The 14,360-nt window shown below is 65.5% G+C and carries 10 protein-coding genes, 1 tRNA gene and 1 riboswitch; of the genes, 5 read left to right on the top strand and 6 right to left on the bottom strand.

What is annotated here, in order from left to right; translation table 11 throughout:
• Positions 1 to 62 precede the first annotated feature (62 nt).
• Positions 63 to 267, bottom strand: a riboswitch (cobalamin riboswitch).
• Between the two features lie 940 nt (positions 268 to 1,207).
• Positions 1,208 to 1,283: transfer RNA gene (locus tag OWC43_RS04375), tRNA-Ile, on the top strand.
• Between the two features lie 636 nt (positions 1,284 to 1,919).
• Here the strand turns inward: OWC43_RS04375 and OWC43_RS04380 are convergent.
• The 4 genes from OWC43_RS04380 to OWC43_RS04395 form a co-directional block, all read right to left on the bottom strand.
• Positions 1,920 to 2,468 (bottom strand): hypothetical protein, encoded by a 549-nt coding sequence (locus tag OWC43_RS04380; RefSeq protein WP_393955838.1) that lies wholly within the window; start codon positions 2,466 to 2,468, stop codon positions 1,920 to 1,922.
• An 87-nt stretch (positions 2,469 to 2,555) separates the two neighbouring features.
• Positions 2,556 to 3,251, bottom strand: a complete 696-nt coding sequence (locus OWC43_RS04385) for a VIT family protein (protein WP_393955839.1) — start codon at positions 3,249 to 3,251, stop codon at positions 2,556 to 2,558.
• Positions 3,252 to 3,466: 215 nt separating this feature from the next.
• Complete coding sequence (locus OWC43_RS04390; protein ID WP_393955840.1) at positions 3,467 to 4,882, bottom strand: sensor histidine kinase; 1,416 nt, start codon at positions 4,880 to 4,882, stop codon at positions 3,467 to 3,469.
• Positions 4,875 to 5,552, bottom strand: coding sequence for a response regulator transcription factor (locus OWC43_RS04395; protein ID WP_137827815.1), 678 nt, complete (start codon positions 5,550 to 5,552; stop codon positions 4,875 to 4,877). The genes OWC43_RS04390 and OWC43_RS04395 overlap by 8 nt, the downstream gene beginning before the upstream one ends.
• A 290-nt stretch (positions 5,553 to 5,842) precedes the next feature.
• Here OWC43_RS04395 and OWC43_RS04400 point away from each other — a divergent pair, with 290 nt between their 5' ends.
• Positions 5,843 to 7,054 carry an efflux RND transporter periplasmic adaptor subunit gene (locus OWC43_RS04400; protein ID WP_393955841.1) on the top strand — a complete coding sequence of 404 codons (1,212 nt, stop codon included), beginning with the start codon at positions 5,843 to 5,845 and terminating at the stop codon, positions 7,052 to 7,054.
• A 7-nt stretch (positions 7,055 to 7,061) separates the two neighbouring features.
• Entirely contained in the window at positions 7,062 to 10,196 is a 3,135-nt protein-coding gene (locus OWC43_RS04405; protein ID WP_393955842.1) for an efflux RND transporter permease subunit, read from the top strand.
• Positions 10,197 to 10,270: 74 nt separating this feature from the next.
• Here the strand turns inward: OWC43_RS04405 and OWC43_RS04410 are convergent, their stop codons facing one another.
• Complete coding sequence (locus OWC43_RS04410; RefSeq protein WP_393955843.1) at positions 10,271 to 11,065, bottom strand: FCD domain-containing protein; 795 nt, start codon at positions 11,063 to 11,065, stop codon at positions 10,271 to 10,273.
• A gap of 481 nt (positions 11,066 to 11,546) precedes the next feature.
• Here OWC43_RS04410 and OWC43_RS04415 point away from each other — a divergent pair, with 481 nt between their 5' ends.
• Together OWC43_RS04415 and OWC43_RS04420 are read left to right on the top strand one after the other, a co-directional pair.
• Positions 11,547 to 12,692, top strand: coding sequence for an alpha-hydroxy acid oxidase (locus OWC43_RS04415; protein ID WP_393955844.1), 1,146 nt, complete (start codon positions 11,547 to 11,549; stop codon positions 12,690 to 12,692).
• Between the two features lie 321 nt (positions 12,693 to 13,013).
• Positions 13,014 to 13,856, top strand: coding sequence for a hypothetical protein (locus OWC43_RS04420; protein ID WP_393955845.1), 843 nt, complete (start codon positions 13,014 to 13,016; stop codon positions 13,854 to 13,856).
• A gap of 13 nt (positions 13,857 to 13,869) precedes the next feature.
• On the opposite strand, the gene OWC43_RS04425 is transcribed toward OWC43_RS04420, so the two are convergent.
• Positions 13,870 to 14,085, bottom strand: coding sequence for a hypothetical protein (locus OWC43_RS04425; protein ID WP_393955846.1), 216 nt, complete (start codon positions 14,083 to 14,085; stop codon positions 13,870 to 13,872).
• Between the last annotated feature and the right edge of the window lie 275 nt (positions 14,086 to 14,360).

The raw sequence follows: 14,360 nt of genomic DNA on the forward strand, positions 1-14,360 counted from the left end.
GCAGGACGGCATCGCTCTGCCGCGACGCGCGTTCATGCGGCCCGTTGGGACACCCCGCCCACGAGACTTCGTATGGTCAGGGCAGGTCTCCTGGCCCACGGGTCACAGCCAACCGTCTGGCCTTCCCGGTGATCGTCCACCAGTGACGCAGATCGACGGATGGCTCGCCGCTCACAGTTGCGGGGGCAGCTTCGGTGCAGGCGCCTCACCGAATTCCCTCTTAGCTCTCCAGACATGCCGGCGAGAACCTTTACCGTGCTCAGGAGCCAGACGGTGCGAGGCTTGTCAACTGTTGAGGACCTGCTTCTGAAAAATTACTAAAGCTTCTGACTTTAGTAAGCGCCGAACTTATATTGAATTTATTATGGTGTTTCGTCGGATTATGTTGGAATATCTCGCATTTGATCGATCGACGTTTGGCGGATCGCGGTCAGGATCCGCGCAGCCCTATAAATATGGTCAAGAAACAACGCTGCTAAGCCTGCAGTTGAGGCTCCCTCCAGAGATCGAGGGCTCGCTTGAAATCTGGTGATTGCTCATAGGGACATGTAACAATATAACGTTTCATAAATGTCAAGCGCGATAGGGGTGTGGTCACATTTTCGTTTTTATGTGCACGACACGCAGTGACGCTGCAAAAATCTGGGCAAATCGCGGGATTGCAGGACAGCTAATTGAAGTACGTGCTCGACGAAGGCAATGCTTAAAAACAAAGAGCCGATGTGCATTTTGTTGCTCTATAGAAATGAGGTAACAAATATGAAATCAAAACTATGCCGCTTTTTGGGGCTAGAGGGTGGTATATAACGACTTGGGGCCTGTCGGTGGCGGTGTTCTGTGCTGAATAGCTCGCGCACTGTCCTTATTGCCCAGCGCAAATTCGATATATGCGCAGGCAGCCAAGGCCGCGACCGCAGCCAGACCGGCCAGGGAGTGATATCCGATGGCCAGGCGAACGTACGCCGACTCCACCAAGGCCCTCCACATGGTCGTCGGTCACGGCTTTCGCCTCGAAGACGATGGCAGACGATAGGGACAGGCCCGGAGTTCAGGCATCCAACGTCGAACAGGCGAGGGGAGGGCGCGTCGCCCCTTGCCTCAGACCCGTCCCGCCGCTACTCGTGACAAAGGTATCTGTCGCCGCTTCTCTAGCCCAATCCTTGGCCGATGATTGGCGCACGCGAAAGGTGCCGACAGATATGACAATGGGCCTGTAGCTCAATGGTTAGAGCCGACCGCTCATAACGGTCTGGTTGCAGGTTCGAGTCCTGCCGGGCCCACCATATTTCTCGAGATGGGCTTCAACAAGAAGCGCTTGAGCAATCTCAGCCTAATCAACCGTGCACCCACGATTGCAGCAAGAGCTACATATCTAGCTGAGATTTCGATCATACAATCGCCAGTGGTTAAGCGGAATCAATAAGGTGGCGATTGGGTGGTATTGAATATCGGTGAAGAGGCGGATTTCGAGAAATTTTGCTTTAGCTCGATAACTTGGTGCAGCCTGTCAGATCCGATATCCAATACAATGATTTTGACAGTACAGTACGGCGGTGGATAGGGGAAATACCAGCATCCGTTTCGGTTTCCGGCTGCTGGCACCGCGCTTTTCATTCTTCATCGAATCTGTGGTCTAATGCCGCCCAATCATTGCGGCCGCCCCCGGACGCGCTCTTGCCGAGAGACTGCGCGTCCTCGCTGACGCTGAAGCGGTATGGTCCATCCATCCCGGCGCGCGATGATGGCTCCGCTCCGACCGCCGCACAGCAGCGGCGAGAGGGTGCCATGGACGGCTTCCTCATACCCAATCCGGTCGATCCCTTCGGAATGGCGGATTTGAGTTTCGCTCGGTTGCCGCGCTGGCTCGCCTCGCCGCTCCAACCGAGCGGAAGCCCTATCAGATGTCGCGTACCGGCGCTTCAGGGTGATCGCGGAGGCGCTGACGCGCCACCACCCGTCCGCGTGGCTGGTTTCTTCCACGGCACGTACCGCGTGATGCCGAGCGTCAGCTCAATGCGCGGGAACGGCCACCACAGCGTGAAGGGAACGACGCGCTCGATCCGCAACTCCCTCGGCTGCTTCGTCACGCGGTGATAGTGGAGCATCGCGGCCTGCGACGGACCATGGCCCTGATCGATGATGCGTCGATGCTTGGCCCACATCAACTCGATTATGAGCGTGCCGGGTCGGTGAACAATCGTGTAGCCGCCGACCCGCAGAGCGTCCGTCCCCCAGCCTCCCTCCTTCCTGACCGTTCGCTCGGAACCATCCGTCACGTTGCCGTGGCCGGATGCGTAACCCTCGACGCCGCGCGATCTGTCCGTTCCCGTGTAGCTCCAGCGGAACGGGATACCGGGCTTTGTCAGCGGTACGCCCGCGATGAGCATGGCGGCATCGGCTTCATCGAACGTGTCGGCCTCACCCAGCAAGCGTTCCAAGGCGGCATTGAGCGCGAAACGATCGATCATGGGCGTCTCGTGGGCGAGGGAACGTGATCGGCAGGGGGTTGAAAGCGGACGGTGTTTGATTGGCCTCGAAGATCCGTCTCGGGCACTTCACCCCGCCTTTCCGACGAGGCCGCCGATGCCGGCGGTCACGGCCATGGCGAGCGCACCCCAGAAAGCCACGCGCGCCGTGGCTCTCAAAACCGGCGCTCCGCCGGCTCTGGCGCCCAGGGCGCCGAGGACAGCCAGGAAGATCAGCGATGCCGCGGAGACGGTGTAGAGCGTGATGGCAGGCGGCGAGACAACGGCGACGAGCAGCGGAAGAGCGGCACCGGCCGAGAAGGTTGCGGCGGATGTGAGGGCGGCCTGGACCGGACGTGCCGCGGTGATTTCGGACAGGCCGAGTTCGTCGCGTGCATGGGCGCCGAGCGCGTCCTTGGCCATGAGCTGTTCGGCCACCCGGCGCGCAAGGTCGGCGTTCAATCCCCGTTCGACGTAGATGCGGGCCAGTTCTTCCTGCTCGGCCGCCGGGTCGGTCGCCAATTCGCGCCGCTCCCGTTCGAGATCGGCCTGTTCGGTATCGGCCTGGGAGCTGACGGACACGTATTCGCCCGCCGCCATCGACATCGCTCCGGCGACGAGACCGGCACATCCGGCAATCAAGACCTCGCCGGAGCCGGCAGCGGATGCCGCGACGCCGACGATCAAGCTCGCCGTCGAGACGAGGCCGTCATTGGCTCCCAGCACGGCGGCGCGCAGCCAGCCGACCCGGTCGATCAGATGCTGTTCCGCATGAATGGCACGCATGATCGCAAAACCCTGACGGTGGGTCCGATGCGGACACCGCTTCCCGGAAATGAGAATGACGGTAGATCGCCTGCACCCTCAAACCCTCGATAAGTCCAATCGATGTCGATGTCGCGGACCAAATTTGAGGGCTGGAGACAATCGAACAAGTCTTAATTCTTATCTATAATAAGTAAGCATTGCTCAGCCAGCTTCCAGCGCTCGATTGTCGACCGTCACAGGCTCTCCGACGCCGCCGGCAAACGCGGAGGCGCTTCCTGTGTGCGGGGCGTCCCGGCATCGTGGCAGACGATGGTGAAGCGGGCGCCGCCTTCGGTGGATGTGCCGACTTCGATTCCGAAGCCGTGCAACTGGGTGATGGCGGCGACGAGCCCGAGACCCAGGCCGTGGCCGGGCGTCAGACGGGCCCTCTCGGCGCGATAGAAACGCCGAAACACGCGCTCCCGCTCGCCAGCGGAAATGCCGGGACCGGAATCCGCCACCGAAACGACCGGCCCCGTACCTGAGACGACCAGTTCGATGCGGACGCGACCTCCCTCCGGCGTGAACTTCACCGCATTCTCGACGAGGTTCGAGAGCGCCTCGAACAGCAGATCGCGATCTCCGTGAATAGGTTTCACCGCTGGAGCGATGGCGAGCTTGAGGACGACCCTCTTGTCCTCGGCGAATGGTTCGAAAAACTCGAAGACTTCCTGGACCAATTGCGGAAGCTCGACCGGGGCGAAGCCGGCGAAACGACGTTTGTGCTCGATTTCGCCGATGCGGAGCACCGCGGTGACCATCGTCAGCGTCTGGTCGATCCAGGCCAGGCCCTGATCGATCGCGTCGCGAAATTCGGCGACGCTGACCGCTCCATCCCGGGTCCGTTCCAAGCGCGCGCGCAGCCGCGTCAGCGGCGTTCGAAGGTCGTGGGCGATGGCGTCGCCGACGCTGCTCACCTCGCCGAGAAGGCGCTCGATCTCGTCGAGCATGCGGTTGACGTTGCCGGCCAGCCGATCGAATTCGTCGCCCCGTTCGCCGATCGGCAACCGCTGCCGGAGATCGCCCTGCATCACCCGGTCCAAGGCAATCTGCGTCGCTCCGAGTCGGCGTCGGGCGCGGTCCGCGAGGATCAGCCCGCCTAGACTGGACACGATCAGCGTCGGCAGCAGGCCGAGGCCGAGGGCGCGCAGGCTCGTCGCCCGCACCCGGTCGATCTCGTCGGTGTCATGGGCGATCACGACGATGCGTCCATCCGACAAGGCGAGGGCGGTCGCCCAGACTTCGTCGTCGATCACGCGTTCTCCGAGATCGACCCGTGCCCGAACACGGTAGGCGTCCCCATCCGGCGTCAGATTCATCGGCAGGACCGGAAGATTGCCCGAGATCCGCTGCCCCTTCGCCGTGAACAATCCTCCGGCATGCCGGGCGTGGAGGTCCATCGCGATCCAGGCATCGACCCGCCCCGCGGCGGCATCGGGATCGGCCGCGGTAGCGCGGACTTCGAGCCGGAGCGTCTCGGCCAGTTCCTCGCGCAGGAAGCTCGCGGTCTGCCAGTAGACGAAGCCGAAGGTGGCGAGCGCCAGCAGGACGGACCAGAGCGCGATACCGCCGGCCCAGCGGGCACGTGTGGAGCGGAGGAGACTAGTCATCGGGCATGAGCGCGAAGCCGATGCCGCGCACGCTGTGGAGCACCGTGGTCTCGCCCTCGGATTCCAGCTTCCGCCGCAGACGGCCGACGTGAACGTCGATGAGGTTGGACTTCGGCGTGAACCGGTAGTTCCAGACCTCTTCGAACAGAAGCGCGCGGGTCACCACCTGGCCCGGGCGGCGCATCAAGTATTCGAGGAGCTTGAGTTCACGCGGCAGCAGATCGAGCGCGCGGGTTCCGCGACGGCCCGTACCGGCAATTAGATCGATTTCGAGATCACCCACCCGCAGCAGCGTCGCTCGGGTGTCGGCGGGACGACGCAGAATGGCTTCGAGGCGGGCAGCGAGTTCCGCCAGCACGAAGGGCTTCGCAAGGTAATCGTCCCCGCCGGCCCGCAATCCGCGGATGCGCTCGTCGACCGTGCCGAGGGCGCTCAGCACCAGGGCCGGCACGCGATGTCCCTCGCTGCGCAGATCCTGCAAGAGACTGAGACCGTCGCGTTCGGGCAGCATTCGGTCGAGGATGAGCGCGTCGAACGGCTCGGCCCGTGCGCGGGCGGCGCCTTCCAGCCCCGTATTCGCCCAGACAAGGCCGTGGCCGCGTTGGGTCAGGTCACCGAGGATCGCATCGGCCGTCTCGGCATCGTCTTCGATCAATAAGAGTTTGGCCACGGTCTCCACCGCCTTCGCCGGATCAAAACTGCTTGTCGCAAATCGACGCGACTGTCTGCGGCTACAGCCGATCATGAACCCGAATTTAATGGCGCCGCCGGGTGGAGCGCTTAGGTCCTCGGCCATGTCAACGAAGTGGGGCAGGTGCGGTCGTGCTTTTGACCGTGGAGAATGTCGCGCGGGCTACTTTGGCGAGCGACCCGCGCCCTGACGACTCGAACCGAGCGGAGACTGATCCGCATCCCCGCCCACCCGGCCGCAGACCGGGCGGCGCGCGTCCGGAACGCGCCGTGGTCGCGCTTCTTGCTGGGCTCGTCGTCTGTGGTCTCGGCTGGATGTATCGCGCGCCGATCATGGCTCGGCTCGGACCGACCGCATGGGAAGCGAGCCGGCCCGTCGCGGAGGATCCCGCCGAGGCCGCTTCCGACCCGAATGTCGTGACCCTCGACCGTGCCGGGCAGGCGCGGATCGGGCTCGCCTTCGGCGAGGCGAGGATCCGGCCGATCATTCTCCCGGTGCGCGCGCCCGGCACCGTCGCCTTCGACGAGCGCCGCGTCACACGCCTCAGGCCGCGCACCCAGGGGCGCGTCGTCGGTCTCGCGGTCCAACCGGGCGATGCCGTGCGCGCCGGACAGACGCTCGCCACCCTCGACGCTGCGGGCGTGCTGGAAGCGCGCAGCGGTCTGGACGAGGCCCGCGCCGCGCTCGTCGAGACGCAGGCGACGGAAAGGGTCGCCGAGACCAACCTACGGCGCGGCCAGGATTTGCTGAAGATCGGCGGGGTCGCGCAGGCGGAGGTCGATCGGCGTCAGGTCGATCTCGCCAAGGCGCATGCCGCGGCGCTCTCGGCTCAGGCCAAGGTCGATCTCTACCGGGCACAATACGATCGGCTCGCACCGGAGCCGGGGGCCGGGTCAAGCGTGAGCGCCATCGTCGTGCCGATCGATGGGGTGGTGACGAATGCGAATCTCACCCTCGGCGAGGTCGTCGAGAGCGAGCGCGATGCCTTCACCGTCGCGGACCTCTCGCGGGTGGTGGTTCTGGCCAATCTCTACGGCGCTGACATCGCCAGGGTGAAAGCCGGTGACGCGGTCACCGTGCAGGCACCGATCCCCGACCATCTGCGCTTCGAGGGGCGGGTGCGGTCGGTGAACGCTGCGGTCGACCCGGCGACCAATACCGCTCCGGCTCGGATCGAGATCGCCAATCCGGACGGCTTGCTCCGCGCGAATATGTTCGTCTCGGTCGAGATCGCCGCCGATTTGGGACGTTCGGGCGTGACGGTCCCGGCGGCCGCTTTGCAGCAGACGGAAGCGGGCCCCATCGCGTTCGTCCGCACGGCGCCCGACCGCTTCGAGAAGCGGTCGCTGATCCTCGGCGTCCAGCGTGCCGATTGGGTGGAGATTTGCTCGGGTATCACTGTGGGCGAAAGCGTGGCGACGCAAGGAAGCTTCGGGCTCAAGGCGATCCTCCTGCGGGCGCTGCTCGGTGGGGCGGAGTGAGGGCGCGATGACGGCTTGGTTCGCGCTTCTGATCCGCCGCCGCTGGCTCGTTCTGGTCCTCGCGGTGTTGGGAACGGCGGGGGGCATTGCCAATATCGAGGGCCTGTCGATCGACGCGGTCCCCGACATCTCGCCCAAGCAGGTGATGATCCTCACCCTCTCGCCCGGGCTCGGACCGCTGGAAGTCGAACGGCTGGTGAGCTTTCCGGTCGAGAGCGCCATGGCGGGAGCGCCGGGGCTCCTCAATCTTCGCTCCACCTCGCGCTTCGGCGTTTCGGCCGTCTACGTGACGTTCGAGGAGAGCGTGCCGATCACGCAAGCGCGCGATCAGGTGTTCCAGCGCCTGCCTCAGGCGAAGGCGATGATGCCCGCGGGCGTCGGCGAGCCGCAGATGGGACCGATGGCGACGGGCCTCGGCGAAATCTACCAATTCGAGCTGCGCGGGCCGGCCTACCCGCCGATGGAGCTCAAGCGCATCCTGCAATGGACGATCGCGCCGCGGCTGAAGCTGACCCCCGGTATCGCCGACGTGAACATCTATGGCGGCGAGATGCCGACCTACGAAGTGCAGGTCTCGGCTCAGGCGCTCCATCAGTACGGCGTGACCCTCGCCCAGGTCTACGCGGCATTGGCCGAGAACAACATGGCCCGCGGCGGGGCCTATCTGGAGCATAACGACCAGCAGCAGGTGATCCGCGGGCTCGGGCTCGCCAAGGATCCGGCCGATATCGCCACTATCGTGGTCACCACCCAGGCCGGGGGGGTGCCGGTGACCGTGGCCGATCTCGGCGCCGTGGTCGAGGCCCCAAAGGTGCGGCTGGGCGCGGTCACCCGCGACGCGGCCGGCGAAACCGTGGTCGGCATCGCCATGATGCAGCAGGGGGAGAATGCGAGCGCCGTCGTGAGCCGGGTGAAGGCCACGATCGAGGAATTGCGCCCGCAATTGCCGCCGGGCATCGAGATCCGGCCGTTCTACGATCGATCCAGCTTGGTCGACCGGACGATTCACACGGTCGTGCTCAACGGAACCGAGGGTGCCGTCCTCGTCATCGTGGTGCTGCTCCTCCTGCTCGGCAACCTTCGCGCCGGGCTCGTCGTCGCCGTCGCGATCCCACTCTCCATGCTCATCGCCTTCGCCGGGATGCGGGCGCTCGGCCTGTCGGGCAATCTGATGAGCCTCGGCGCGATCGATTTCGGTCTGATCGTCGACGGTGCCGTCGTCATGGTCGAGAACGTGATGCGCGCCCGCGGGGAGCATCCGGAGCGCCCGGCCCTCGACGTGATCCGCAATGCCGCCGCCGAGGTCGCTCAACCGATCCTGTTCGCAGTGGCGATCATCATTCTGGTCTATCTGCCGATCCTGGCGCTCGACGGCGTGGCGGGGAAGATGTTCCGGCCGATGGCCCTGGCCGTGATCCTGGCGCTCGCCGGCTCGCTCGTCCTCACCATGACCCTGATCCCGGTGCTCGCGGCGCTCGCCCTCGCCGGGCCGGGAATCGGCGAACGGGAAACGCGCCTCGTCCTAGGCTTGCGGTGGCTCTACGCACCGATCCTGCGGTGGGCGGAGCGGCACGCCGGTGTCACGGTTCTGGTGACGCTCGGTGTGTTCGGGGCAAGCTGCCTCGTCGCCACCCGGCTCGGCGGCGAGTTTCTGCCCAAGCTGTCCGAGGGGTCGATCGTCGTCACGTCCGAGAAACTGCCCGGCATCAATCTCGCCGCCTCGCTCCAGACGGTGCGCCAGATCGAGGCCGTGCTCAAAACCTTCCCGGAGGTGAAGCGGGTGGTCTCGCTGACGGGCAGTGCCGAGATCCCGACCGACCCCATGGGGGTCGAAGCGACCGACAGTTTCGTCACGCTTACCGATCCGCGGACCTGGACGACCGCGACGACGCAGGATGGCCTCGTCGCCGCCTTCGCGAAGCGCTTGGCCGAGGAAGTCCCGGGCGTGGCCTATTCCTTCTCGCAGCCGATCCAGATGCGCATGGACGACTTGACCGAGGGGGTACGCGGGGACGTGGCGATCAGCCTCTACGGGGATGACCTCGCCGTCCTGAAGGAGCGGGCCGATGCCATCGTGCGCACCGTGTCGGCCATTCCCGGCGCCGCCGATGTGAAGGCGGAAGCGCAAGCGGGCATGCCGGCGCTGTCGATCCAAATCGACCGTAGCGCCGCTGCCCGCTACGGCGTCAACGTCAGCGAGGTGCTCGACACCGTCGAGGCGATCGGCGGCCGTACCGCCGGAATGGTCTATCGGGACGACAACACCATCACCGACATCGTCGTGAGGCTCGCCGCGGGCGACCGCGACGATCTCGAGCGCATTCGGGCCCTTCCGGTGGGGCGCAACGGCAGGGCGCTCGTGCCGCTCTCGCTCGTCGCCAGCGTCGAGGTCACTTCCGGCCCCGCTCAGATCAGCCGCGACCGGTTGCAACGACGCATCTCGGTCCAGGCCAATGTGCGTGGGCGGGACGTGCAGAGCTTCGTCGCCCAGGCTCAGGCCGCCGTCTCGGCGCAGGTTTCCCTGCCGCCGCGCTACGCCCTGGAATGGAGTGGTCAATTCCAGAATCTACAGGCGGCGACCGCCCGCCTGTCCGTGGTCGTGCCGGCGGCCATGGCGGCAATCGTCGTGCTTCTGGTCGTGATGTTCTCCGATATCCGTCTCGCCGGGCTGATCTTCCTCAACGTGCCGATGGCGGCCACCGGTGGCATCGTTGCGCTCGCTGTGCGCGACATGCCCTTCTCCGTCTCAGCGGCGGTGGGCTTCATCGCCACCTTCGGCATTGCGGTTCTCAATGGCGTGGTGCTGGTGAGCTATATCCGCGACCTCGAACGGGCCGGCCTCGGTCCCCGTGCGGCGGCGATGCGCGCGGCGGAGATGCGCCTGCGGCCGGTCGTGACGACGGCGCTCGTGGCGACGCTCGGCTTCCTGCCGATGGCCCTCTCGACCGGTGCCGGCGCCGAGGTGCAGCGCCCGCTCGCCACGGTGGTGATCGGCGGCCTGATCACGGCGACCATCCTGACCCTGATCGTCCTACCGACGGTCTATCCCGCCGTCGCTTGGCTGCGCCTGCCGTTCTTCGACAGGGCAGAGCGTGAGCGGCGCTCGCGGACCCCCGCCGGACAGGTCGCGTCCGACGCCTGAACCCCATGGCCGACCATGGCACTGCCGGATGCGGGCCCCACGGCGCCCAAAGGCTTCACGCTTCTGCGGCGCCTTCAGCCCTCGCCTTTTCGGCCCGCCGAGACACGCCCGCCATTCAGGCGGCGGAGCGAGACCTGAAGGCGAGCCTCTGCGGCCTTGACCTCGTTGAGGGCGCGGTGGGTGTAGTGGATATGCGCTTCCGCGGCTTCGGCCGCCGCCGCCCCATCACCGGCCATGATGGCCTCGTAGATCTCCCGATGCTGCGCCCGCAGGCGATCGCGCGTCTCCGGCCGCGCGAACAGAGTCTCGCGGTTCTCGATCACGCCCCGGCGCAGCAATCCGGAGAGGGCCCGCATCGTGTGCAGGACGACGAGGTTGTGGCTGGCCTCGTAGAGCGCGATGTGGAAATCGATGTCGGCTTCGGCCTCGTCTCGCGCATCACCGCCATCGTGTGCCTGGTCGATACGCGCCATGCAGGTCGTCAACCGTTCGCAATCGACGGCGTTGGCCCGCTCGGCAGAGAGCCGCGCCGCCATCCGCTCCGTGGTCGCCCTGAACTCGAGGTAATCGTCCACGACCTCCGCATGCGAGGCGATGAGCGCGATCAACGGATCGGCGATGTCCCGCCCGAGTGGCGCGATCGAGCGACCCGACGATGTCGCGACGATGAGTCCTTCCTCCTCAAGCATCCGGATCCCTTGGCGCAAAGTCGGACGAGAGACATTGAGTTGCTGCGCGAGATCCCGCTCCGACAGCAGAAGATCGCCGGGATTGAGCGCGCCTTCGACGATCAGCTCTTTCAGATGGCGTGCCGCGCTCTCCGCGACGCTCGCCCCTCTGAGACCGTTCTGCTCCATGACCCGCACCACTGTGATCGGCTTCCTCGCGAGGAGGCCTGCCGCAGGATAGCCTGGGTAAGTCAGAGATCCAATTGACGCCTCTGGTCAAATCATTTTACCAAGACGGGAGGCGTCCGTGCCGGTTGGTTCGCCCGAACCCGTCGCCGGCGCGATGAGACGTGTGAACGTTGGCGACCGAAGTGCGGGGATTCGAGACCGTGGAGGGCTGCGGGGCGGTTGACCAAGATGTCGTCGAGGCAACGAGCCTGGGGGGAGGGCGCCGAGAGGCAGCAACCTACCCGTCGCCGACATTCCGAGTCACCGCGTCTCTCAAATTTGGCCGCTCTCGGACGTCTTCCGCGGTAGACCGGCGATGCGTGAGATTTGGATGCCGCTCTACACGATGATCGGTGCAACCGTCGTGCCGTGACGTTTTCGGGCCGGATGCGAGCTTCTGCGACCGGCCTCCTTTCGATCCGACGAGGGCGCGTTGCGCCCGCAGGGACCCGTGATGCGACTGAGCAGCTGCCACAACTTCCACGACTTCCGGCGGATGGCGAAGAGCCGTCTGCCGGGACCGATATTCGATTACATCGATGGGGGGGCGGACGACGAGGACACCTACCGGCGCAACACGACGGCGTTCGATGCCTGCGATCTGATCCCGAACGTGCTGCGCGGCGTCGGCAACATCGACATGTCGGTGACGGTCATGGGCCAGAAGCTCGCCATGCCGGTCTATTGTTCGCCCACGGCCCTGCAGCGGCTGTTCCACCACCGTGGGGAGCGTGCCGTGGCGGCGGCGGCGGGCAAGTTCGGGACGATGTTCGGTGTCTCTTCGCTCGGAACCGTCAGCCTTGAAGAGGCGCGCCGCCTCAGCGGCGGTCCGCAGGTCTACCAGTTCTACTTCCACAAGGACCGTGGCCTGAACCGGGCGATGATGGCCCGCGCCAAGGAGGCGGGCATTCAGGTGATGATGCTGACGGTGGACAGCATCACTGGCGGCAATCGCGAGCGCGACAAGCGGACCGGCTTCTCGATTCCCTTCCGGCTCACGCTGGGCGGCATGATGCAATTCGCGCTCAAGCCGACCTGGGCCATCAATTACGCGACCCATGAAAGCTTCAAGCTGCCGCAGCTCGACGGCCACGTGGATATGGGCGGCGGTGCGCTGTCGATCAGCCGCTACTTCACCGAAATGCTCGATCCCAGCATGTCGTGGGACGACGTCGCCGCAATGGTCCGGGAATGGGGCGGCCAGTTCTGCCTGAAGGGGGTCATGTCGGTGGAGGATGCCAAGCGCGCCGTCGAGATCGGCTGCACGGGCATCATTCTGTCGAACCACGGCGGTCGGCAGCTCGACGGCTCGCGCACGGCCTTCGACCAACTCGCCGAGATCGTCGACGCGGTCGGCGACCGGATCGATGTGATCATGGATGGCGGCGTGCAGCGCGGCACCCATGTGCTGAAGGCTCTCTCCGTCGGGGCGAAGGCCGTCGGCCTCGGCCGCTATTACCTCTTTCCCCTGGCGGCGGCCGGCCAGGAGGGCGTGGAACGAGCCCTTGAACTGATGCGTACCGAGATCGAGCGCGACATGCGTCTGATGGGATGTGCCTCGATCGATCAGCTCTCGCGGCAGAATCTCCGCTTCTCGTAACACCAAGCGAGAGCCAGGGCATTCGAGGCGTCGGGCCTGAACAGCATCGAAAGCCCGTCATCGCGGCGAGCGAGTGTTTCGCTCGCGCGAGGCTTCGGTCGCATTCGTGCTCCGCCGGCGGAATGCGAAGTTATGGTAACCTTTCGGTAAACAGACATGCCTAACATCGTCTTAGGACATCGGACCGGATCGCAGCATCGCTCGTGAGGCGTGGCGAATGCGCGGAGGCCGCTCTGACGACTCGCGTGCGGCGGCGATGCGGCTCAGCGAGCCCGGCCGGACCCCACGCTGTGCAGATCGTGCATCAGGAAAGCCAGGGTCATGGCGGAGACGGTCGGATCGGACAAGGCGGCCTCCACGGCCAAGGTTTCACCGGAAGAGATGCTGAAGCAGGCCGTGACTGCGGCGGCCGCGAAGCCGCCCCTGGCGGAGAGCGTGCCCGCGGCCCCGATGCCGACGCGCCGAGCCTTCCGGCTCGGGGTCAACGGTCGCCTCGCTGCATTCTCCGGCGCGGCGCTGATCGTCGGGATCGGCATCGGACTGGGTGTGGCGCCCCCGCCGCGGGAGCGATCCGGTGAAGCGCTGTCGCATCTGCGGGCCGGGATCGAAGCCGGACGCGCCGAGACGCTTCGGCTGTCGCAGGATGTGGAGCGTCTCGCCCGCACGACATCGGCCTTGCGCGAAGCGAGCGAGGCTGTTCGAACCGAGACCAAGACGCTGAGCGGGACGCTCGGCGATCGGATCGGCCGCTTGGAGCAGGGACTCGATAAGCGCTTGGCGAACCTGTCTGAGACCGTCGCCCAATCCGAGCGCGACCAGAGCGCACGTCTCGCCGGCCTGACCGGTCTCGTGGACAAGAAGCTTCAGGCAACCGCCGCCGTCCTTCCCAAGCCCGAGACAAAGGTCGAGAAGGTGGAGACGCGGTCGGATCCGGTGCAGACGGGCAGCCTGCCGGATCGGCCGAAATCCGAGACCGTCGACAGTTGGGCGTTGCGCGACGTCTACGATGGCGTCGCCATCCTCGAAGACCGGCGCAGGCGTTTGGTCGAGGTCGGCGCTGGAGATACGGTGCCGGGACTCGGGCGGGTCGAGACCATCGAGCGCCGGGGTCGCAGCTGGGTCGTGGTCACGCGACAGGGCGTGATTACACCCCAATCCTGGTGATCGAACGACGGAACTAGACGGCGGGCGCGATATCGCGAGCGTTGAACGTCGCGAGCGTCGTGCCCGGGACGGCCGGAGCCAACTCCGCGAGCATCGTGGTCCGCTCGATCCGAGCCCTTCCCCTCTCGCGCGCTTCTTCGCGGGCCGCAGGCGTCGGGTGGAGAATGAGCGCGAGGACGTCCAGGTCCTCGTCGTGTGCAGGCAAAGTCTTCGCTTCGAAGATGGGCATGACCGGCTCCCACCCCTGAGCGGGGCATGCGGCCGCCGAGCACAGGCCCGACTTGGTGTGAAGAACGTGGAAAGCAGGCGTAAGTTCCGCTCACTCTCCACATTTTTACCGCAAATTCATCATTGCGCCGCCGAAGGCCTGATTGCAGTGCGAATTCACACGCGGGGCGGCGAATAGTTCGCTTGTGCCGTTCAGCAATTGGCACAGACGGTCGGCGGCGCACCTTCAGCGCCGCGTCCAGCCCGATCCGGGCGGGTTTTTCTTGAAATCACTGC

Source organism: Methylorubrum sp. POS3, assembly GCF_043352485.1.
Lineage (GTDB): Bacteria > Pseudomonadota > Alphaproteobacteria > Rhizobiales > Beijerinckiaceae > Methylobacterium > Methylobacterium suomiense.